Here is a 20,914-nt window from a genome sequence, read left to right as displayed (position 1 = left end):
ACAAAAAATCTGTAATCCGATCTCATCTAGCAGATCATTATATAGATTTGCCTGCATCCACATCCGGTATAAGCAGGGGCAAAAGTTCATCCAGCGATTCAACCGTCCAGTCTGCACGCTCGCCATCCGAAAGCTCTGGCTGGAACCTTCCGTACCCTTGCAAAATACGAATGGTGCGTAAGCCTAAACTACGTGCTGGCATAATATCATTATCAATTCGATCTCCAATCATAACCGCTTCTTCGGGCGCGCATCCAGCTTGCTTCAGAGCAACCGCATACAACTCCGGATCAGGCTTGGACACTCCTTCTTCTGCCGAACAGGCCAGGACATGGACATATTTACGAAGTCCGTAACTCTCCAGCCTTGCTTCAGTCCCAGGGCTCTGATTCGCAATGATGCCAATACGATAGTGATGCGAAAGCTGTTCAAGCACCTTGGTTGCAGAAGGAAACGGTTGCTCCAATTCTTTATGGAATTTCAGCTTGTCCTGAATCTGAATGCGGTGATCTTCATCATGAATATATGTACGTATGGCCACTTTCATGGGCCACTGTTCATAATTACAGTAACAGGTAGCAAACAGTTCTCTTACCGCCTCAATCTTTACTGGATAGCCATAATCATTCGCTTCCCGAACGAACTGCCCAATAATATCATCTACTGGCTCCCATTCGTCCACCAGCGTATCCCCCACATCAAAAAACAACCACTTCAATCCGGCAATATCCGGCACGCTGATTCCTCCTCGTAAGCTACAGGTTATCCCTCGCTTCTATACTACCGTACTGTTTCCATAAAAAAAGAAGACCCACGACAAGCATGAGTCTCCTCAAATTCCGTTAGTCTATACCTGCAATTATAACAGGCGTCTTACCTTGGATCAATGTCAATCACAAGCTGCTCACTTCAGCTTCCGGTTTATTGCAGCTATTAAGAAGGAACCCAACTTCTCCATTCAGTGAATACACAATTTTATCCGCGCCCATTCCACGATAAATCCCTTTAGGATGGCTCTGCTCCGTGATCACACACAAGGACTTCGATGTCCAGGAGCGACAAATTTGAAGATAGCGGCATGTCAAGTTCAGACTGTTCTCAAAAATAAATACATTGCCTACACTGCCTTGCGGCAAAAACCATTTCTCAGCAGCTGCTGTATTCATACGGATGACGTGTTCTACGCCAAGACGGCGAAGTTTGCGCTCCTCATCAGCACTGTTCGTCAGAACGGCAAATGGCATTTTTTTATACATCAGCAATTTCACAAATTTACGTCCTGCTTCATTTGGAGCGGTTACCAAAATCATCTCTTTATCCATTCTTCGTTCCTCCCTTGGCGTGAAAAGACAACAAAAAAGAAGCGTGGGGACCAAGGCCTCCGAAACGCTTCTTAAATAATCCATGACGAAAGCGCCATGAACCAGCGTGCGGTTTGTTGCCTCTCCCTTTAACGCTTACGAGGTTAGCTGACGGATTCGGGCGCGAGAGTCGCCCTATTTCCGGCTTTCACCGAAAAATTCACCCCATGAATGTCCGCTGCTGTCATACAGCCCATTCTGTTGGTTCCCCCGTTTTCCATCCACAATGAATGGAAACTCAGCGATTAAAACATCGTTCGTAAATCTTCATTATAAGACCGATCGATATTATCGTTTGTTTCGTTTTTCAGGTACAATTTAATTAAAATTCAAATTACGCTATGAATCATACACCCCGTGCCATGATCATGTAAAGTGCATACAGATCACCGAATCGCCAGATTTCCGGCAATAACCACCTATAATAACGCTTACAATGAGGTCATACGCTATCCTTCTCTTCCAAGCTATCTAATTCTCAACCGCACAAAAATTGATTCATGTATTTCTCATCCATTTTGGATTCCAGCAGGCGAATGGTTATAACAACGCTAAATCCAAATAAGTTTTGCATTATTTAATTGCTTAAAATATAATAAGTATATTAAGAATAACAGGATGGAGGCGTTCCCCATGTCAGTCTATGATTACAAAGTAAACACCCTTCGCGGACAAGAGATTGAGATGTCCCAATATCGCGGCAAAGTGTTGTTAATCGTGAATACCGCAAGCCAGTGCGGTCTCACCCCTCAATTCAAGGGTTTGCAAGAACTTCAGGATAAATTCCAGGATGCTCCGTTTGAAGTGCTTGGATTCCCAAGCAACCAATTCGCGCAGGAGAAGGGTTCTTCCGATGATATTGCTGAGTTTTGCCAGATGAATTATGGTGTAAGCTTCCCGATGTTTGAGAAAATTGACGTCAATGGTTCCAGCGCTCATCCGCTCTTCCAGCACATTTCTAAAGAAGCACCAGGCTTGCTCGGCTCCAAAGCAATAAAATGGAACTTCACCAAATTCCTTGTCGATCAGGACGGTAAAGTTGTGAAACGATATGCTCCGCAGACTACACCGGACAAAATCGAAGAGGATATTCAGAAGCTGATTAACCAATAAATGTAGACTTTCGAACAAACATATAAACAAAAACAAGCCACCTATAAAGCAAAGAGCCAGACACTGCTCAAGCTTTTGGGCGGCTTTTTTGCGTTCTCTCTTTTAACACATGCCCTCATCCTGAATAATTCGCCCTTGTTTGCTATATGAAAACAAAAAAAGAAGCTCTCCATCACGGAAAGCTTCTCTCGTAAATCTTCATATAATGCGGTCGAGAGGACTCGAACCTCCACGGGCATACGCCCACTACCCCCTCAAGATAGCGTGTCTGCCATTCCACCACGACCGCATGTCGTAAATTATCGGCAACAGAATTGATTATACCGGATTCTTAAACAAATGTAAAGTCCTTATTAATCACTTTATGAATGACATTTTACTACAACCGGCTTTACTCTAAATTGATAACAGTTCTTCTTCCCTTCCTATTCCACACCTCTTGCAAAATTCAGTCATATTTCCTCGAAAATTACATATCATTAATCTGATTCGGCAAAAGGCCAAAGGGACTTTAGACATAAATATATGACACAGATATAATTTATTATGTCATATTATATAACTCTAATTCTGCATAATATTTAATTAAGTTTTTATTTTCTCATAAATCATTGACAAAACACGGATATTTATGTGAATATATATATCATATAATTCGGATTTACACATTAAACTTAAGAAAAGATTATCATATGTAATTAAATATAACACAATAAAGCGCAGGAGGCGAAAGATCGTGAACCGTGGGAATAAGCTACTCGATTATGCGAAACTGCTTGATCCCTCTGTCCAAGTGGGAGGATTCACCCATTTCTTCGGCATGGACACCCACATCAAGGAAGGCACCATTCGGACAGCTGAGGAACTCGAATCATTTATGCGTTGCCAGTTACACCCCAGTCTCGTTCGTCTAGAAGGTATGGCTATCAAGGGGATTTACACCGCAACAGATCATAAGGATACATGGCGAATTGCCCTGATCGACAAACTTGTACATGTACAGCGAACCCCTCCTGAACTTAGAGAGCAAGCAGCAATCATAGGCAAACGTTTAATCAAACTGTCTCGCGCCTTGCATCCTTGGATCGACCTTAGCCCGCTTGAACAAATCTTCGTAAAATACAATTCAGTTGGTTGCCTCCCCACCGTTCACGCCTGGATCAACCACCACCTCGATATCCCCGTCGAAGAGGCGGTTCTCGGTTACTTACATTCAGCCATGAATGCATGCGTATCCGAAGCTTGCAAAGTTATCCCCCTAAATGAAAATGCCACTCGGGAACTGCTGGCTCGCCTGACCGCAGACCTTGAGAATGAATGGACTACTGTGAGCGCCTCCTCACCGGATGCACCCATGCATCCTACGTCCATGTCCATGAAGTCGTTATTCCCCAGCTTCCACATGCTTGGAGCAGGCCTGCACGCTTACAGAGCATAATTCCGCACTCCTCCTCGAAACCTCTTTTTCAGAGCACACCAAAAACACGCCGCAACTCCCCTTGCTGGCGTGTTTTTTTATTTTGTCCAATCAACAAAAAGGCGGACTTACGTCATTTTAATTCAAAAAATACACTTATTTCCGTATTTTTTAATTGTTAGATGACGAATTTACGTATATAATGGAACCAACAGCACGTATTTCTATCTATTTCACACGAAGAATGACCTGCTGAATACTATAAAATCCACTCAGGGGTGAACCCTATTGAACAAGAAGAAGCCAGTCACTCCGTTCGGATGGGCTATCAAACGACGGCTAACCGAACTTCAGGTCGATCAGAAAACCTTTTGCGAACAACATGATATTCCACCCTACCGTCTATCCAACCTTATTCACGGCACACGCAAAGCAACCCGATTCAGACATCAGGTCGCTGACATTTTGAACATACCAGAGGAACTGAGATAAGAACACTTTCATCCATCATAAGGAGGACTTCTCTCATGGGAACTATTACATCCGACCTGGAAAGCCTATCGTTCCAGGCGACCAATCATCAGTTGATCATTATTGATCATCAATGGATGATACGAAGCTGTAACCGGGCCTGGCAGCACGGACTTCATAAACTTTTCATACGCGCAGCCAGCCGCCACAATCATTACCTCCACCTGATGGAAGCATGGGCAGCACAACAAAAAAACCACTATCCAACCAAGTTCGCGAGGTATCTGAGGCATAACGTTATTCCTTTTAACAAAACCCATACATACGATATCTCTGTTATCACACCACACAACGAGGAGAAATGGTTTCGCGTAGAACTTACTCCCTTACAGAACGGACCTACGATAGATACCAACCTTGCTTTGGTCGCTCACACAGATATTACAGAACAGAAGAAGACAGAGCTTCAGCTGCGACAAGCCTTGACTGAAGCGCGCACCCTCCATGGACTGCTACCTATTTGTGCCGTTTGCAAACATATCAAGGATGAATCAGACAAATGGAACAGCGTTGAGTGCTATCTGGAAAAACACACTTCCGCCGAGTTTACACACGACATCTGCCCAGATTGCATCCGCCAGTTGTACCCCAAATACTCCAGTATTCTTGATCAGCATCACTAAACGGATATTTCTACAGAAAAAAAACCTCCCTACTGTCCCGGAAATCATTCCCTTGGGCACAGATGGAGGTTTTTTTATCAACCAGAGACACTTACGCCCCTTACTGCTCTGACTTATTTTCGTCTTCCACTTCAGGTTGGTAGCTATAGTTTCCGGAATCTTTACTCTCTTTGAATTTGCGATAACGAGTGAACTCGATATATTCACTAATAAAAGACTGTTCCACAGTCGATAATTCACTCTCTTGGCAATTCAATTGCCGCAACACGTTAAAAAAATAATCTTCCCGCTTTTCCCGCACAATGGCTTCCTTCGATAAACGCCCAATCATTAACCAGTCCAGACTCACATCAAAAAATGAAGCAATTTCAATGAGTTTATTTGTACTCGGGATTGATTTACCACGTTTCCAGTCACCCAAATTGCCTGTGCTTATCTTCAGCTGTTCACAGAAGGCCTTCTTTGTCATCCCTCTTTCGGCAATCAGGTGCTCAATTCGCTCATAGATTGACTTCATGCAAGAACCGCCTTCCAACCGTAATATCAACTTAAATGCCATATGATTGAATTATAGCACAATATTTCTGAATCCTCAGCCCTTTTATATCCAGGAAAAGCACTGTTCCAGTCATCTGGAGTATCGTCCGATAAATACATCAATCTGATTGGCCCGGTTCGCTGATTAAAGGTTCGTTTTAAACAACAACTTAGCATTCGCGAAAAAATAGAAAAAGACACCCTTAATTCCTTAAGGATGTCCCACTCTAAAATCTGATGCGGTCGAGAGGACTCGAACCTCCACGGGTATACACCCACTACCCCCTCAAGATAGCGTGTCTGCCATTCCACCACGACCGCATATAAAATTGTAAATGGTGAGCCATGAAGGGCTCGAACCTTCGACACCCTGATTAAAAGTCAGGTGCTCTACCAACTGAGCTAATGGCTCTCAATGTACCTTCACCTGATGTTATGCCATGCTTCATATCGGATGTTACAGAGCAGTGACTTTCAAAGAAATCCCTGATTAAAGACGAATCTCTTAACGGTGAAGAATGAGGTAATGCTATGACCCGTAGGGGATTCGAACCCCTGTTACCTCCGTGAAAGGGAGGTGTCTTAACCCCTTGACCAACGGGCCTTATGAACAATTTGTCTTCTTGGCGACAAGAATGAGTATATCACAGGGAAATAAAACAGTGCAACACTTTTTTTATATTTTTTTAAAACCCAAATTTTTGCTCGCATTCAAAAGTCATTTTTCTCAGCCAATCGGTCTACTTTTTGTCTCCTAATCTGGCTCCCTATTTACATCTCCTTATATCTAAAATCACATTCTTGTCATAACTGTACTTTAATTATGTAAATTAATGATTAAAAAACTTATAAAAACTTATTTTCACTTACAATATTGCAGATCGCATTATAATTACTTATAATTAAACTATAGTACAACGCACGGTCATCCATGAATATAAGGAGGCTTTACGTTTGTTTCAAGAAGAACGCATGCAACTCATTATCGAGCACCTGCGCAAGCATCATCGTATCTCGGCTGAAGAGATTGTATCTTTATTCGATGTCTCACGAGATACGGCACGCCGGGATCTGATTAAACTCGAAGAGCAGGAAGCCATTATTCGTACACGTGGTGGCGCAATCCTCCCTTCTCCCCCACAAGAGTTCAAATCGTATCAGGATCGGTTGAAGTATGTATCTGAGGAAAAAAGAGCCATTGGCAAACTCGCCGCTGCTCTCGTTCGTTCAGGAGAAACCATTATCCTGGATTCCTCCACAACGGTGCAGTCCTGCGCGGAGAATCTGAACGGGAAATCCTGCACTGTAATTACAAATTCCATTCACTCTGCTGATTCGTTATCCAAGCACACAGCAGTCCAGATTCGACTGTTAGGAGGCCGATTGGATAAGGAACAGCGTTATGTCTACGGTACACCGGTTATTGAGACACTCTCCCACTACTATGTGGATAAAGCCTTTATAGGCATTGGCGGTCTCACTATGGATGGTTTCAGTGCTTCCGAAGAGGAAGGCAAGATCAAACATCAAATGATGAAATCCGCCAAAAAAGTAATTATCCTCGCCGACCACTCCAAGATGGGCAAACGTTATGGTTATCGTTTTGCAGACTGGTCGCTGGTAGACGTATTAATTACAGATCAATGGCCGGATCAGGAATGGCTGGATTTTTTAAACGAACAAAAGGTTGAGATTCTAATCCCTGAACCCACACAAGATAAGGAGTTGTAAAGATATGAAGTTATTTGCTACCGATTTAGATGGAACTTTGTTGAATAGAGACAGCCAGATTAGCCGCGAGAATGCCGATGCCATCCAGAAAGCGCAACAGTCTGGTATGAAAGTAACCATTGCGACCGGACGCGTATATTCAGATGTTGTGGCAATTAGCCGCCAAGGCGGAATCAAAACACCGATTATCGGTTCCAACGGCGCTACCATTCATGATGAGAATGGAGAACGCTTATTCCACCTCCCTCTGGAACGTGAAACGGCCGCTTCTGTCATGCAATGGCTGGAAGATGAGCACATTTATTATGAAGCTTCAACTCAGATGGGCATATACGCTGCAATCAGTACTCATGAGACGATGCTCGCCGAATTGGAACGTGTCCTGGGATCAAAACCCGGTGAAGATATCGAGCGTATGATTCATTCGATCAAAAAACACTACGACAAAAAAGACTATCACCGCGTGAACAGCCATCTTGAAATTCCGGCAGAAGCTTGCATCTATAACATCATGGCCTTCTCGATGAATCCAGAAAAGGTGCAACGCGGACGTGAATATTTCTCCTCCAGAACCGATGTGGCAATGGTAGTCTCCTTTGAGCATAACTTTGAAATGCAACACCCGGATGTATCCAAAGGCAATGCCCTCTCCAAACTGGCGGAGCACTTGAACATTTCGATGAAAGACACAGCCGCGATCGGGGATAATTTTAATGATGTTTCCATGTTACAAATGGCTGGGCTAGGTATCGCAATGGGCAATGCCGAACCCGAAATTCGCTCCATGGCTAAAACAATCACACTGACCAATGTGGAGCATGGCGTCGCTCATGCGATTCATAGCCTGTTAGAAGGCAAACCGATCGCGCCTGAGGAAACCATTGTCTCGGAAGGCTGATAAGGTACCATTCAAAAGTTAGTAAAATTAGTAAAATCAAGAACAAGCACAGCAGTCTCGTTAACCGAGCCAGCCTGTGCTTGTTTTTTCGGTTCCGTAACATGCAAGGAGTGCAACTCTCACTTAACCTCTCACTCGACTTCTTATTCGGCCTCTTACTCGATCTCATCAGCCATTTATTTCTATGCCCGAAAATTCTCCCCTTGTCTCTCCCCAAGTCCGTAATAATGCCTGAAATTATAAATCAACGGATGCCATTGCTTCGGATCAATCTTATTGAAATCTGAAATTAAATGAGAATGTGCATGCACCTTCACCGCTTTCACTTCTACAATCGCCATATTCGGCGTATGCTCCGGGATACGTATATGTTGTACATCCGCTTCAATCTGAAGCGGACATTCAGCTATTTTATCTGGCGCTACTTGAACTGAACTTTGAGACGCCAGACCTACTGTCCTAAATTTATCTTGGCAAAACGTATATCCCATTTGTTTTTTAACTTCTGGCACGGGAGAGCTTCCCGTCAACCGCCCCAGTGCTTCAACTTTTCCCCACATCGAGTCATCCGGCAGATTAATAACGCATTCAGGATGATGACAGAGATTCTCATAAGCCTTGCCCTGTGTACCTATCCCCAGCACAAGACAATCCCCCAGCGCCCAAGAAGACGATAATGGGGAAAGATTCGTAGACCCATCTTCGTTTAAAGTACTAAGGATGATCACAGGGGTGCCATAGTATAAAATACTGGGATTAATCGTCTCGTGCTGATTCTCCCGAGCCGACTGGGTAGTTTGTTTTGTGCTATACTGCTGCATATCGTTGCTCACCTTATACCTCTCCTGTTCAATTCATGAATTGAATCCAATTGTAATACAGCATTATTTCAACTATCATCGAAGTATGAATGCATATCCGAATATCACTGTTATTGCCTCACTTATTGCCGATACAAGCCGTTCTATATTTCTCTCCGCTCTGCTGGATGGAAGGGCGTTACCTGCCGGCGAGCTGGCCTATATGGCCGCAGTCAGTCCACAGACCGCAAGTAATCACCTTGCTAAACTTGTAACGGGAGGACTATTGGAAGTAGAACAGCAAGGTCGTCATCGGTATTATCGTCTCGCGAACGAGGACATTGCGGATCTGATTGAGAAAATGGCCAGCATTGCCCCAGCGGTACAGGTTCGCTCATTGAAGCAATCCAATCAATTGCAACAATTAAGCTATGCTCGCACCTGTTACGGTCATCTGGCTGGAAAACTCGGGGTTTTACTCTGCGAAGCATTGCTCAAGAGAGGTTATCTGGTCGAACCTAAAGAAGCGCAAGGTAAGGATTATTTAATTACGGAGGAAGGATCGCAGTGGTTTAGCTCATTTGGAATTAAGCTGCAATTGAAGCCAGGATCACGCCGGGCCATCGCTCGTAAATGTCTGGACTGGAGCGAACGCCGTCATCACCTGTCCGGCTTGCTTGGTGAACAGCTCGTTCAGCGATTACTTGAACTGAATTGGATTCGTCAAAAAACAGGAAGTCGCTCCGTAGAAGTAACCGAGGCTGGAAAATCAGGTTTGTACGAACTTTTGGGTATTTCCCTGTAAACGGCTCAGATGCTAAAAAACCAAAAAATCCTCTTTACATGAATAATTTTCTCATTCATGTAAAGAGGATTAAAAGTGTATAATCAGAACGGAGAGAGAGGGATACTCTCACTTCGCTCGAGACTGCGATGTATCGCTACCGAAGCTTATGCTCCGACGAACCTTTAGGGTTCTCATCCCTGGCATAGAAGTATATTCAGAACGGAGAGAGAGGGATTCGAACCCTCGCACCGCTTACGCAGTCTAACCCCTTAGCAGAGGGTCCCCTTATAGCCACTTGGGTATCTCTCCAAGAAATGGCTCCCCGAACAGGACTCGAACCTGTGACAACTCGATTAACAGTCGAGTGCTCTACCAACTGAGCTATCAGGGAAAATTAACTTGAATAACATTAATTTATCATGATTAATAATTCAAGTCAACCTGCCTTTGATTCACTTTCTACAACGGATTCTACATAGTGTACATCAGATGGTTTGAAGTGTCAGTTTGCCTGAACATCGACCGCAGCGATAACGTTTGGGATCTATTTTCCGTTTACGCAAATATTCCATCCCGCAACTCTTGCATACAAGCTTGTACCGATACGGCAGCGGTTTTCTGCCCTTGTCTCCGGGGAGAGACTGACAGAACCTTGAACCACCTACTTTTTGCAAAAGTGCCTTGAATTCCGGGTCTCTATGCTGGTATCCCCGCCCTCGAATATGCAGATGATAGTGGCACAGTTCGTGCTTGATAATTTTCTCAACCTCGTCTTTTCCATAAACTTCAAGCTGGTGTGGATTTATCTCGATCCGATGGCTTTTGAGCATATACCTTCCACCTGTTGTCGTCAGACGACGGTTAAATATCGCTTCATGAGTAAACGGAACTCCGAAATGTTCCAGAGAAATCTGTTCAATCCATTGTTGTAATTCCTTATTTTCCATCATTCTCCTCTCTCTCCACCCGCCCGAGCACACTGTTTTTCCCGTACAATACTTGAATTTTAACCGTTTCGTAGGCTACACTGTCAAGTAGAATGTATGAGGGGAGATTAATACTCGTTATGCCTACAATGCGCTATGTCATCCTGCAGCAGGAGCAACAATTACAGTTTGTTGAAATGCCCGCGGATTATGCTTATCAACTCAGTGCACTTAATCTGCGTCTGCACAAGGAAATCGACAAACTCACGGCAACAGATGTACCCGTTCTACCCTGGGCTATTGCCGAATGTGATCATCTCGATCTGTTAAACGAAAACTTGTCCATCATCGGCGGGCTTGATTATATCAATGCCCTTGAAGAGCGTTTTGCTGCCCTGCGTGAAAGCAATTATCCTTTGATTTCCCTGCTTACCGAGATCCGGGCACTACAAGCCCAATTGGAACAATGGTATGAAGAAGAGATGGAGTCGTTCTGATACATTTCATAGGGAAATTATTTTGGCAAAACTCAATACAATGCAAAAGGCGCACTTCCCGCACAGGGGAATGTGCTTTTTTTCGTTCTGGTTCAACAGATTATGATCATTTTGAATTGACATGGAGTTATCCCGCACAGTCCAGGCTATTGCCACATATGCTAACGTACAGATGAATTATGCAAAAGGAGGAGATTCCTTTGCCTCAATGGCTCTGCAACCAACTCATGCGGGCGTTCCACAAAAAGGACAGTCGTCAAATCAAGTTACTGAACGAATGCTGGTATTTCTATCGCAACAAACCTGCCAGCAGTTCACAGCGCAACATGGAGAACGAAATCTAAGCCTTGTACACCAAACACCATACCCATCCATACCATTGCACCAAAAAGGATAATACTTAACAGCAAACAGCCTTCCCAATGCGGAAGGCTGTCCCATTATACGTTTACACGTATATACGTCTACAGACGTTTAGTTTGACATCACATCATGATGCCAAAACGCGATAATTAATCACGAATTTGCAGATGCAGGTTTTTTCATCGTCAGGCCAACACGACCTTTTTTCGTATCTACATTCATCACCCAGACGGTCACATTATCACCAACAGAAACAACATCCATCGGATGTTTAACGTACCCGTTACTCAATTGAGAGATATGGACAAGCCCATCACTTTTGATGCCGATGTCAACGAAGGCACCAAAGTCAATGACATTTCGAACGGTACCTTGCAGTTCCATACCTTCCACCAGATCTTCAATCTTGAGTACATCGGTGCGGAAAATCGGCAGCGGCATCTCTTCACGAGGGTCACGACCCGGGCGCTGTAAACTGTCCAGAATGTCGCGTAGTGTAGGCACACCGACATTCAGTTTAACGGCCAACTGTTCTGTCTGCTGTTCGGACAGAAGTACGGACAGTTCTTTGCTTCCGAGTTTGTCCAGCTCGACCTGAAGCTCTTTGAAGAGCTGATCAACCACCTTATACGATTCGGGGTGAATTGGCGTACGATCCAGTGGGTTCTCTCCTTCAGAGATACGCATGAAGCCTACGCATTGTTCATATGTTTTTGCGCCCAAACGGGGCACTTTCTGCAACTGGCGACGACTTGTGAAACGGCCGTTCTCTTCACGATATTTGACAATGTTTTTGGCAATCGTTGCATTAACACCAGCAACATAAGACAACAAGGAAGGTGAAGCCGTATTAACATCCACGCCAACATGGTTAACTGCGGATTCTACAACAGCCTTCAAGCTCTCTTCCAGAACCTTCTGGGATACATCATGCTGGTATTGGCCGACGCCAATCGCTTTTGGATCAATTTTAACGAGTTCAGCCAGCGGGTCTTGTACCCGGCGAGCAATAGAAGCCGCGCTACGCTCGGCAACATCCAGATCCGGGAATTCCTCTTGGGCAAGCTTGGATGCAGAGTACACACTTGCACCAGCCTCGTTCACAATCAGGTAAACCAGACTGTCATCGCCATTCTCTTGAATGATCTCGGCCACAAACTGCTCTGTCTCACGCGAACCTGTCCCGTTACCAATAACGATCAAGCCAATATCGTACTGCTTAATCATCCGATGGAACACTTCAGCCGCTTCACGCTTCTTGTTATGCGGAGGTGTCGGGTAAGTTACAGCTACTTCGAGCAATTTCCCTGTATCATCGACAACTGCCAGTTTACAGCCTGTCCGGTATGCCGGATCGACACCCAGTACACGTTTGCCATGAATCGGTGGTTGTAACAGCAGGTTACGAAGATTCGCGGAGAACACCGAAATCGCCTGATTTTCCCCTTTTTCCGTCAACTCGGCACGCACTTCACGTTCAATGGACGGTGCAATCAGACGTTTGTACGCGTCTTCAACGACGGCACGCAAAATATCTTGCACCGCAGAAGCACCACGAATAATCTGGCTTTCCATATGGCGATGAGCTGGTTCGGCTTGCACGTCTAGTCCAACCTTGAGAATACCCTCCCGTTCCCCGCGGTTAATCGCAAGAATGCGGTGCGGCGGCATCTTTTTAGCTAATTCGCGGTAACTATAATAGTTCTCGTATACTGATTCTTGCTCCGTATCCTTGGCTTCTGAAGTCAGCATGCCGTGATCCAGTGTATATCTGCGAATCCAGGCGCGAATAGCTGCATCATCGGCAATATTTTCAGCGAGAATATCCTTAGCCCCTTGAAGGGCCGACTCTGCATCCTCCACCCCGAGTTCTGCATTAATATAACGTGTAGCCTCCTGAAGTGCATCTCCTTGTTTCGGCTGTTCCCAGATCCATACGGCGAGCGGCTCCAGACCTTTTTCCTTGGCTACACTGGCACGCGTTTTACGTTTCTGACGGTAAGGACGGTACAGATCCTCTACTTCCTGCAACTTGACAGCTTGCTTAATGGATTTCTCCAGCTCTTTGGTCAGCTTGCCCTGTTCCTCTATAATACGGATAACTTCCAGTTTACGGTCTTCCAGATTGCGCAAATACACCAAGCGTTCTTCAATCTGCCGCAGCTGGTTCTCATCCAGTTCTCCAGTCATTTCTTTACGGTAGCGGGCGATAAATGGAATCGTATTGCCTTCGTCCAGAAGCTCCGATGTGGTGCGAATCTGCTTCAAGGACAGTGACAGTTCCTTGGCTACCTGTTTGATGATTCGTTCTTGGCGTTCCGCCTTTAATGTTTCTTCATTGGGTTCCAGAACCGTTTCCTGTTCAGACAAATAAATCCCTCTTTCCTTCCTGAATCGTTCATAATACTCATTTCAGGGCAGCTGTGCTGCATAATAACAGTATGGTCGATCATCCGAAGTTGATCTCAAGCTTTTCAAGCTCTAAATAACACTCTTCTCTATATTATCACAAAATCACGTTGAAATTTCTATCATTCCTATGACACGTCTGTCATTTGCGTTATTGCACTCCTAACATCCTTCCCCGTTGAACAAAAAAAAAGACCGAGAACGTCATCATGACATCCCCTGGTCTTCTTAAAAAATATCTAATTCATCTAAATAAGTTGAACTAGATATTTTACACAGTCCACTCCGATGACAGAAGAACCTTCCATTCGCTGTTATCCCCAGATTTTTTTGATTCCTTTTTTTAAAGGGAAAAATCCGGTGATAAAGGCGAACGCTTCGCTATTCCAGGTTTTTTCTGTCCTCTCCGTTAACGTGTAAAAGAATCTTTAAACTTATTTACACCCGCTCAAACCGGAACATTTCGCTCAGGTAGTCTCCAGACTCACTACCTACAGCAATACCCCCATACATCAAGGCATCGCCTGTAAACGTCTCTGAGCCGCCTTTCAGGCGGTAATCCGCATTTGGATCAAGCCCTTTCAGCTTCAGACGTTGAAGCGGTGCATTCGGTTCAGAGAGTACACGGAAGTAGAATACAATCACTTCACTGCCATCTGGTGCAATGAACATCCATGCTGTCTCATTGCCTTCAAATGGGCTAAGTAGACGGCGGAATGTACCGTATTGCACGGTGCTGCGAATTTCCTTGTATAGTTCAACCTGTGCTTTTACAATCGCATTCTCTTCGTCTGTAAATTTCGTCAGATCCAGCTCGTATCCAAAATTACCCGACATCGCAACATGACCGCGAATCTCCAGAGAAGTGATCCGGTTCACCTGATGGTTTGGCACAGCCGAAATATGTGAACCCATGGAACTTACAGGATATACAAGGCTTGTACCGTATTGAATCCGCAAACGGGAGATCGCATCGGTGTTATCACTGGTCCATGCTTGAGGCATGTAATACAGCATGCCCGGGTCAAAACGTCCGCCTCCACCAGAGCAGCTTTCGAACAAAATATGCGGGAAGGAAGTAACGATACGCTCCATTACTTCGTACAGTCCGAGCATATAACGGTGCGCCGTTTCGCGCTGTCTGTCCGCCGGGAGTAATGCAGAGCCAACCTCTGTCATGTTACGGTTCATGTCCCACTTCACATAAGTGATCGGTGCAGAGCCCAGAACATCGGACAACATCCGAACGATCTCGTCACGCACATCCTGACGGGAGAAGTCGAGCACAAGTTGCTGTCTTCCTTCGGTACGGCGGCGATCCGGCACATGCAGGCACCAGTCCGGATGCTTACGATACAGCTCACTATCCGGGGAGATCATCTCTGGCTCGAACCACAGCCCGAACTGCATGTCCAGACCTGTGACACGGTTAGCCAAGTCATCCAGTCCTTGAGGCAACTTGTTTTTGTCCACAATCCAGTCGCCCAAGGATGAATTATCGCTGTCCCGGTGACCGAACCAACCGTCATCCAGCACGAACAACTCAATGCCGAGCTTCTGCCCTGCACGTGCGATCTGCTCAATCTTATCGGCATTAAATCCGAAATACGTTGCCTCCCAGTTGTTAACCAGCACAGGACGCTCAGCATTGCGGAATTGTCCACGCGCCAGACGTTCGCGGTACAACTCGTGGTAGGATTGAGACATGCCATCCAGGCCCGTAGCCGAGTAGACCATAACAGTCTCAGGTGTCTGGAACGACTCCTGCGGTTCAAGCTTCCAGCTGAACTCAAACGGATTAATACCAACAGATACACGAGTGGTATAGAACTGATCCACTTCTGCCTGTGCAGTAAAGCTACCGCTATATACTAAACTGAATCCATACACTTCACCTTGATCTTCATCCGTTCCCGGTGTCATCAAGGCAATGAACGGGTTTTGCTGGTGACTGCTGGAGCCACGGCGGCTCTCGATTCCTTGCAATCCGGAAGCGAGTGGACGACGAACGATGTCACGTTCACGAGTCCAAGCACCCGAGAGTTGCAGCAATTCGTAATCTGCATGTGGCAGGTCTACAGACGAGCTGAGTGCTCGCAGTACATTTACCACGTTAGCGCTCTCATTCACGATACGCATCGAGCGTGTAATGGCGTTAAAGGCAGTAAACGCAGTATACGTTAACTCAATTTTCACACCCGACACCTGATCTTGCATTTCAATAATAAGCGTATCCGCTTCATCTTCGGATTCTACATACGTTGCCGGAAGTCCCGTTAACGCCTCTTTTCCCTTGACCAAACGATGGCCTGTATACGTAAACTCGGATACCGTTGAACCATTCTCCAGTTCCAGCTGGATGGCCGGGTTGCGGAAATCGCTCGTTCCATAGACCGGAAGTTCCACTGGCAGGGTGTCAAACGAAATCGTACGATCCTCCGGCACCGGATTTGGACTAAAGGATGCTCTTTCCGTCCGAACATGAAGCCAGCTCAGGTCGGTATCACGCAGTTTTTTACCATAATACAAATGCACCAAATACCCCGAAGGCAATACCTGAAATACGTAGCTCGCCTCGCGGGTCTGTAAATGAAACTGAAGTTTCTCCTGATTGATGTAAATGCTCATATGTCTCCTCCATCTATCTATATAGGTCTTTCGGGTAAACGGTTTCTCAGGTTCCATTATAACGAAAAGATCATCAATGTTCTACGCTTTCACCAAGTCTTAATCAAAAGAGCGCACAACACCCATAAAGGTATCGTACGCTCTTAAGATTACATTCTGAAATTGTGTGTTCCCTCACAGGAACATCCGTTGTCAACAGACAGGCGAGCAAGCACATCAAGTGCTACGCTTTACCCTAAAAATCGATTAAACCCAAGCTGATCTGCAAGGCCTCGTTAACCAATTTCATGGTCTCCTCGTCCAAATGCGTAATCTTGTCGGTCAGCCTCTGCTTATCGATCGTCCGAATCTGTTCGAGCAAAATCACCGAGTCCCGGTCAAAGCCATGCGCCGCTGCATCAATCTCGACATGTGTTGGCAGCTTTGCCTTCTGAATCTGGGCGGTAATCGCCGCCACGATACAGGTTGGACTGAACCGGTTGCCGATATCGTTCTGGATGACCAGAACCGGCCTGACGCCACCTTGCTCAGAACCGACAACGGGAGAAAGATCCGCAAAAAAAACGTCACCACGTTTTACGATCACTGTCTACACCCCGCTAACTAAGCGGTCCAGAGTGCTGTCCGCATCTTCCTCCGCGTGAAAGGCTTCGGATGCCATGGTCAGGTTAATTTTCGCCATTTCCATGTACCCTCGCTGCATTGATTCACGGATGTAACGTTTCTTCCGCTCCGTCAAGTACAGCTTCATTGCTTGCCTAATCAATTCGCTGCGGTTGGAATTCTCCAGCGCTACGATGCCATCCACTTCCTGCAAAAGATAATCAGGTAAACTGATCATAATCCGCTTGGTGTTCTGCAAGTTGGCCACCTTTCTTCCACCCCCACAAACCTTTCGCCATTGTGAACCAGTATTACGCTTTTCCAGAACTTTTATACAAAGGAATATATATGCCCCGCGTATATCAAGTATGCTGTACTCCATTATAAACACGGGAATCATTATTCGTACAGACTAAACATCGCATTTCAGGATTTAATTCCTGACAACGTACATATTTCGAGATACTGCGACAGTATTCCTTCTGTTCTGAAAAAAACTTTACTGGTAATCGTGTCCAATTTGCGAATTACGTTGTCAAAAGGGGATTGATTCTGGCGACTACCTCTCCTCCCCGGGTATAGACCCGAGGAATACGATGTGCCATCATGCAGATCACTTCATAGTGAATCGTACCAAGCTGGTCTGCCACTTCACTAGCGGTAATTACACCACCAGACTGGTGACCGATGAGAACAACCTCTTCGCCGGCTTGAATTGCTTCCGCTTCTTCTGCGAAAGATTGTAGCGACACCATACACTGATCCATGCAGATCGTACCAACGACAGGAACGCGGCGGCCACGTACAAGCACTTGTGCTTTGCCTGTCAGCATTCTTGAGAATCCGTCTGCATAGCCGATAGGCAAGGTCGCTATTCGTTCATTTTCATGTGTAAAATAACGGGTTCCATAACTGACTCCCCAATGGGACGGCAGTGTTTTGACCAGAACCGCTTTTGTCTTCAGTGTCATTACCGGGAGCAGTTTCACTACCTGATGATTCACCTCTACCGAAGGATACAGTCCATACAGACTTATGCCCACACGTACCATACCATAGGATAATTCAGGTGTATCAATAGTAGCGGCACTGTTCGCCGTATGTATAATCGGGATGACACATCCCTGATTCCGAAGCGTCTCTGTAACGCTCTGAAACCGTCGATACTGTTCCAGTGTATAGGTCTTGTCTTCTTCATCTGCTTTGGCATAGTGAGTAAACATACCTTCCAGCATTACCTGATCAAGTGAGGAAACCTCTTGTATAAAGTCAATGGCCTCATTGCCAGGTAGCAGACCCAATCTGCCCATGCCACTGTCGATCTTGATGTGAACTTTCAACTGACTTGCGAATGTGCCTGGATTCACCTGTTTGATTGCCTCCAGCACTTCTCTGCTAAACAATGTAATCGTCACATCATGTTGCCACGCTACAGCGACCCCTTCGGGCGGCGTATACCCCAATACCAGAATCGGGCTTGTGATGCCGTGCAGACGCAGTTCAATAGCTTCGTCAAGGAACGCTACACTTAAATAATCCACGCCTACTCGTTCCAATTCTCTGGCTGTCTCTACTGCACCATGCCCGTAAGCGTTGGCCTTTACACAAGCGAGAAATCTCGTACCCTGAGGTAACGCCTTACGAAAGGCGGTTACGTTGCCTCTCAGATGGTCCAGATTAATCTCCGCCTGGGTTGGCCTATATTGTCCTTGCACGTTAAGTCACCTTCTCTAATCTTCTTAATCCGGCTCACGTCAGACTCCATCGTAATGCTCCAGCATGTCACTGTCAAATATGCAGAAATTTCACTTCTCACATCATATGCTGTAGGAGCCTGCAGAGAACCACAATCAAGTGCAGAAGACGGCCGATAAGCACAGTTATTACAGTCCGCTTGGGTCTCAATATACAGCTGTATATAACTTGCTTATATCAGCTTATTACCCGGTTCACTGCGCGTAGAAGCGTATTTTGTATTTTTAGACTGAACTAGGCATGTTCTTGGGCACTCTAAAAATAGATAGAGCACCGGAGAATTGAATTCTCCGATGCTCTATAGCATTCCTTGGGATAGAACGGCTATGCGTTCTCGTTTTATTTACCTGACTCTTCCTGCATGGAGGTCGCTATACGTACCATCTCATTCTCAGGCAGATCCGCGCTTGTAATTCGGTATTCCACGCCATCGGAAGTCCAGGTCAGCGTCTGCAAAGCATCTCCGCTAATCATACCCGCTGTAAATCCAAGATCAACCAGACGGGAAGGGGCAAGGGATACAGCACGATCCTGAGGTCTTGCTTCAAATATGGTGTAATTATAGGTTCCCTCATACCGAAGCAGAACGGAATAATCCCCGGCTTCTTCCAGAATCTGATCATCCTTCAGCTTGACACCTTCCGGCGCATATGTCGGTTGAATAACACCAAAGCTCTCTGCTTCTTGCGGTTCAGCCACAGTAGGTTCTTCAGTACCCTGCCCACTTGCTGCCCCTTCTGAACCTTCTGCTCCTTGTGTTCCTTGTTGATCCGTACCCTCACTTACGCCTGTCTGCCCATCAACAGCTCCCCCGGTTCCCTCGGAGCCTGGCGTAGCCTGAGGATTAGCAGGCTGTTGTCCGGCGGCGTCATCGGTTTTCTCGGCTGGAGCAGCACCTGCATCTGTTCCTGTCTTATTCCCTTCTTCGGTTGCAGCCGTCATGTTGCGTTGCATGTCAAAGGCATCTTTTCCAAATTCGGCTCCGAATTTGAAGCTGTCAAACTTCACGTCCACCACCACATTGGCGTTGGAGTCGGACACCTCTACTTGTTTTGGTGCGTAATCACTCTTGTTCAGCCAGATTTTTTGTCTTACGAGAGCATGTGTATTGTAGTTGGCAGCAACATCGAATACGTAGCTTTCCTTTTCATCTGCAAACTGACGGGTCGTATCCCCTGTAATGCTTCGAATCAACGTTTCATACAAGTAAACCTGACCCTGGTTATCCGGCCAATCACTTTGGAAACGGAAGCTTTTATTCTGGCTCGGTGTCAGTACAAACACACCTTCATCGTTACGAAGTACAATTTGCGTAACATCCTTCTTGGCATTGGTTAATGCAATACGGTAATACGAAGGCTTCTGATGCCATACCTCGACCTTGTACTGCTGCGGCGTTTCTCCGGTATGCAGCGTCATGACACCTGCTCCTTGGTAACTTTCCATCTCTCCAACGACTTCGTTCAGATCTTTGACCACAGCTGCCGCATCCTTCTTCCCGCAGGCGGCAAGTAAGGCCGATAAGACCAATACCATGGCAAGCATCCATGATATTCGGCGCATGACATCATCCCCTTTAGCACATGTTTTCACTTCAGGATTGTGCGTACAGCAGAACCCCTACTTGATTAGTACATGTTATGAGGGACTTGTTCGATATATGCGGACTAGTTTGACAAGCATGGCATGAAACGTTGTTGAAACGGATTTTTGTTGTCCCACAGCCTTAACTACAGACTCAGACAAGTCAGTTGCAGGAAGCTTCCAGACTTCACCCCTATCAAATAGATGCTCGGCCACGTAAGTTTGAGAGCTTTTCAGGCTCTTTTTACGTTTATTTGAGTTTATGCATCATCCTAAAAAGTAAATAATCATATTCATTTTGTATATTATACTTTACATTTAGTCGATTATCATATACATTATATTCATGGA

General features: G+C 45.6%; 20 protein-coding genes, 6 tRNA genes and 1 riboswitch. Of the genes, 9 read left to right on the top strand and 17 right to left on the bottom strand.

The window, feature by feature from the left end; translation table 11 throughout:
* Window positions 1-37: 37 nt before the first annotated feature.
* Both MKY23_RS06755 and MKY23_RS06750 read right to left on the bottom strand, forming a co-directional pair.
* A complete protein-coding gene (locus MKY23_RS06755) occupies window positions 38-736 on the bottom strand; it encodes an HAD family hydrolase (RefSeq protein ID WP_339836531.1) in 699 nt (232 codons plus the stop codon).
* A 157-nt stretch (window positions 737-893) separates the two neighbouring features.
* Complete coding sequence (locus MKY23_RS06750) at window positions 894-1,322, bottom strand: hypothetical protein (protein ID WP_090918114.1); 429 nt, start codon at window positions 1,320-1,322, stop codon at window positions 894-896.
* A gap of 117 nt (window positions 1,323-1,439) precedes the next feature.
* A riboswitch (cyclic di-AMP (ydaO/yuaA leader) is annotated at window positions 1,440-1,615 on the bottom strand.
* 379 nt (window positions 1,616-1,994) lie between these two features.
* On the opposite strand from MKY23_RS06750, the gene MKY23_RS06745 reads away from it, so the two are divergent.
* Entirely contained in the window at window positions 1,995-2,474 is a 480-nt protein-coding gene (locus MKY23_RS06745; protein WP_339836528.1) for a glutathione peroxidase, read from the top strand.
* A 206-nt stretch (window positions 2,475-2,680) separates the two neighbouring features.
* Here the strand turns inward: MKY23_RS06745 and MKY23_RS06740 are convergent.
* Window positions 2,681-2,763 (bottom strand) — tRNA-Leu (locus tag MKY23_RS06740).
* Between the two features lie 447 nt (window positions 2,764-3,210).
* Here MKY23_RS06740 and MKY23_RS06735 point away from each other — a divergent pair.
* The 3 genes from MKY23_RS06735 (at window position 3,211) to MKY23_RS06725 (ending at window position 5,045) form a co-directional block, all read left to right on the top strand.
* Complete coding sequence (locus MKY23_RS06735) at window positions 3,211-3,912, top strand: urease accessory UreF family protein (protein WP_339836525.1); 702 nt, start codon at window positions 3,211-3,213, stop codon at window positions 3,910-3,912.
* A 267-nt stretch (window positions 3,913-4,179) separates the two neighbouring features.
* Window positions 4,180-4,383, top strand: a complete 204-nt coding sequence (locus MKY23_RS06730; RefSeq protein ID WP_090918120.1) for a Rha family transcriptional regulator — start codon at window positions 4,180-4,182, stop codon at window positions 4,381-4,383.
* Window positions 4,384-4,418: 35 nt separating this feature from the next.
* A complete protein-coding gene (locus tag MKY23_RS06725) occupies window positions 4,419-5,045 on the top strand; it encodes a hypothetical protein (protein WP_339836522.1) in 627 nt (208 codons plus the stop codon).
* 100 nt (window positions 5,046-5,145) lie between these two features.
* On the opposite strand, the gene MKY23_RS06720 is transcribed toward MKY23_RS06725, so the two are convergent.
* The 4 genes from MKY23_RS06720 to MKY23_RS06705 all read right to left on the bottom strand — a co-directional run bounded on the left by MKY23_RS06720 (window position 5,146) and on the right by MKY23_RS06705 (window position 6,186).
* Complete coding sequence (locus MKY23_RS06720; protein WP_339836519.1) at window positions 5,146-5,562, bottom strand: helix-turn-helix domain-containing protein; 417 nt, start codon at window positions 5,560-5,562, stop codon at window positions 5,146-5,148.
* Window positions 5,563-5,820: 258 nt separating this feature from the next.
* Window positions 5,821-5,903: transfer RNA gene (locus tag MKY23_RS06715), tRNA-Leu, on the bottom strand.
* 15 nt (window positions 5,904-5,918) lie between these two features.
* Window positions 5,919-5,994 (bottom strand) — tRNA-Lys (locus MKY23_RS06710).
* A 120-nt stretch (window positions 5,995-6,114) separates the two neighbouring features.
* Window positions 6,115-6,186 (bottom strand) — tRNA-Glu (locus MKY23_RS06705).
* 350 nt (window positions 6,187-6,536) lie between these two features.
* Between MKY23_RS06705 and MKY23_RS06700 the strand changes: the two genes are divergently transcribed.
* Window positions 6,537-7,313, top strand: a complete 777-nt coding sequence (locus MKY23_RS06700) for a DeoR/GlpR family DNA-binding transcription regulator (protein WP_090918125.1) — start codon at window positions 6,537-6,539, stop codon at window positions 7,311-7,313.
* Window positions 7,314-7,317: 4 nt separating this feature from the next.
* Complete coding sequence (locus MKY23_RS06695) at window positions 7,318-8,211, top strand: Cof-type HAD-IIB family hydrolase (protein ID WP_339836513.1); 894 nt, start codon at window positions 7,318-7,320, stop codon at window positions 8,209-8,211.
* Between the two features lie 182 nt (window positions 8,212-8,393).
* Here the strand turns inward: MKY23_RS06695 and MKY23_RS06690 are convergent, their stop codons facing one another.
* Entirely contained in the window at window positions 8,394-9,032 is a 639-nt protein-coding gene (locus MKY23_RS06690; protein WP_339839288.1) for a flavin reductase family protein, read from the bottom strand.
* An 85-nt stretch (window positions 9,033-9,117) separates the two neighbouring features.
* Between MKY23_RS06690 and MKY23_RS06685 the strand changes: the two genes are divergently transcribed.
* Window positions 9,118-9,816 (top strand): helix-turn-helix transcriptional regulator, encoded by a 699-nt coding sequence (locus MKY23_RS06685; protein WP_339836510.1) that lies wholly within the window; start codon window positions 9,118-9,120, stop codon window positions 9,814-9,816.
* A 202-nt stretch (window positions 9,817-10,018) separates the two neighbouring features.
* Here MKY23_RS06685 and MKY23_RS06680 read toward each other — a convergent pair.
* The 3 genes from MKY23_RS06680 to MKY23_RS06670 all read right to left on the bottom strand — a co-directional run bounded on the left by MKY23_RS06680 (window position 10,019) and on the right by MKY23_RS06670 (window position 10,745).
* Window positions 10,019-10,107: transfer RNA gene (locus tag MKY23_RS06680), tRNA-Ser, on the bottom strand.
* 6 nt (window positions 10,108-10,113) lie between these two features.
* Window positions 10,114-10,189 (bottom strand) — tRNA-Asn (locus MKY23_RS06675).
* 94 nt (window positions 10,190-10,283) lie between these two features.
* Window positions 10,284-10,745 (bottom strand): SprT family protein, encoded by a 462-nt coding sequence (locus MKY23_RS06670; protein WP_154958617.1) that lies wholly within the window; start codon window positions 10,743-10,745, stop codon window positions 10,284-10,286.
* 119 nt (window positions 10,746-10,864) lie between these two features.
* On the opposite strand from MKY23_RS06670, the gene MKY23_RS06665 reads away from it, so the two are divergent.
* Together MKY23_RS06665 and cmpA are read left to right on the top strand one after the other, a co-directional pair.
* A complete protein-coding gene (locus tag MKY23_RS06665) occupies window positions 10,865-11,221 on the top strand; it encodes a hydrolase/acyltransferase (protein ID WP_090918133.1) in 357 nt (118 codons plus the stop codon).
* Window positions 11,222-11,421: 200 nt separating this feature from the next.
* Complete coding sequence (gene cmpA / locus MKY23_RS06660) at window positions 11,422-11,565, top strand: cortex morphogenetic protein CmpA (protein WP_090918135.1); 144 nt, start codon at window positions 11,422-11,424, stop codon at window positions 11,563-11,565.
* Between the two features lie 172 nt (window positions 11,566-11,737).
* Here cmpA and MKY23_RS06655 read toward each other — a convergent pair whose 3' ends face one another.
* The 6 genes from MKY23_RS06655 to MKY23_RS06630 form a co-directional block, all read right to left on the bottom strand.
* On the bottom strand, window positions 11,738-13,954 hold the full coding sequence (locus MKY23_RS06655) for a Tex family protein (RefSeq protein ID WP_339836505.1): 2,217 nt from the start codon (window positions 13,952-13,954) through the stop codon (window positions 11,738-11,740).
* A gap of 477 nt (window positions 13,955-14,431) precedes the next feature.
* A complete protein-coding gene (locus MKY23_RS06650) occupies window positions 14,432-16,621 on the bottom strand; it encodes an alpha-galactosidase (protein ID WP_154982760.1) in 2,190 nt (729 codons plus the stop codon).
* 235 nt (window positions 16,622-16,856) lie between these two features.
* Window positions 16,857-17,207 carry a type II toxin-antitoxin system PemK/MazF family toxin gene (locus MKY23_RS06645; protein ID WP_024630714.1) on the bottom strand — a complete coding sequence of 117 codons (351 nt, stop codon included), beginning with the start codon at window positions 17,205-17,207 and terminating at the stop codon, window positions 16,857-16,859.
* Window positions 17,208-17,210: 3 nt separating this feature from the next.
* Window positions 17,211-17,492, bottom strand: a complete 282-nt coding sequence (locus tag MKY23_RS06640) for a ribbon-helix-helix protein, CopG family (protein WP_024630715.1) — start codon at window positions 17,490-17,492, stop codon at window positions 17,211-17,213.
* 259 nt (window positions 17,493-17,751) lie between these two features.
* Window positions 17,752-18,939 carry an alanine racemase gene (gene alr / locus MKY23_RS06635; RefSeq protein ID WP_339836498.1) on the bottom strand — a complete coding sequence of 396 codons (1,188 nt, stop codon included), beginning with the start codon at window positions 18,937-18,939 and terminating at the stop codon, window positions 17,752-17,754.
* 379 nt (window positions 18,940-19,318) lie between these two features.
* On the bottom strand, window positions 19,319-20,542 hold the full coding sequence (locus MKY23_RS06630) for a DUF4367 domain-containing protein (protein ID WP_253496326.1): 1,224 nt from the start codon (window positions 20,540-20,542) through the stop codon (window positions 19,319-19,321).
* Window positions 20,543-20,914 lie beyond the last annotated feature (372 nt).

The organism is Paenibacillus sp. FSL R7-0272, from assembly GCF_037969905.1.
Taxonomy (GTDB): Bacteria; Bacillota; Bacilli; order Paenibacillales; family Paenibacillaceae; genus Paenibacillus; species Paenibacillus polysaccharolyticus.
The sequence above is the reverse complement of the archived record's forward strand: the minus strand, read 5'-3'. Positions and strand labels throughout refer to the sequence as shown.

Coding starts and splice junctions, on each gene's coding strand:
- MKY23_RS06750 (WP_090918114.1), bottom strand. CDS start 1,322: ATGGATAAAGAGATGATTTTGGTAACCGCTCCAAATGAAGCAGGACGT.
- MKY23_RS06745 (WP_339836528.1), top strand. CDS start 1,995: ATGTCAGTCTATGATTACAAAGTAAACACCCTTCGCGGACAAGAGATT.
- MKY23_RS06725 (WP_339836522.1), top strand. CDS start 4,419: ATGGGAACTATTACATCCGACCTGGAAAGCCTATCGTTCCAGGCGACC.
- MKY23_RS06720 (WP_339836519.1), bottom strand. CDS start 5,562: ATGAAGTCAATCTATGAGCGAATTGAGCACCTGATTGCCGAAAGAGGG.
- MKY23_RS06695 (WP_339836513.1), top strand. CDS start 7,318: ATGAAGTTATTTGCTACCGATTTAGATGGAACTTTGTTGAATAGAGAC.
- MKY23_RS06690 (WP_339839288.1), bottom strand. CDS start 9,032: ATGCAGCAGTATAGCACAAAACAAACTACCCAGTCGGCTCGGGAGAAT.
- MKY23_RS06685 (WP_339836510.1), top strand. CDS start 9,118: ATGAATGCATATCCGAATATCACTGTTATTGCCTCACTTATTGCCGAT.
- MKY23_RS06670 (WP_154958617.1), bottom strand. CDS start 10,745: ATGGAAAATAAGGAATTACAACAATGGATTGAACAGATTTCTCTGGAA.
- MKY23_RS06665 (WP_090918133.1), top strand. CDS start 10,865: ATGCCTACAATGCGCTATGTCATCCTGCAGCAGGAGCAACAATTACAG.
- MKY23_RS06650 (WP_154982760.1), bottom strand. CDS start 16,621: ATGAGCATTTACATCAATCAGGAGAAACTTCAGTTTCATTTACAGACC.
- MKY23_RS06630 (WP_253496326.1), bottom strand. CDS start 20,542: ATGCGCCGAATATCATGGATGCTTGCCATGGTATTGGTCTTATCGGCC.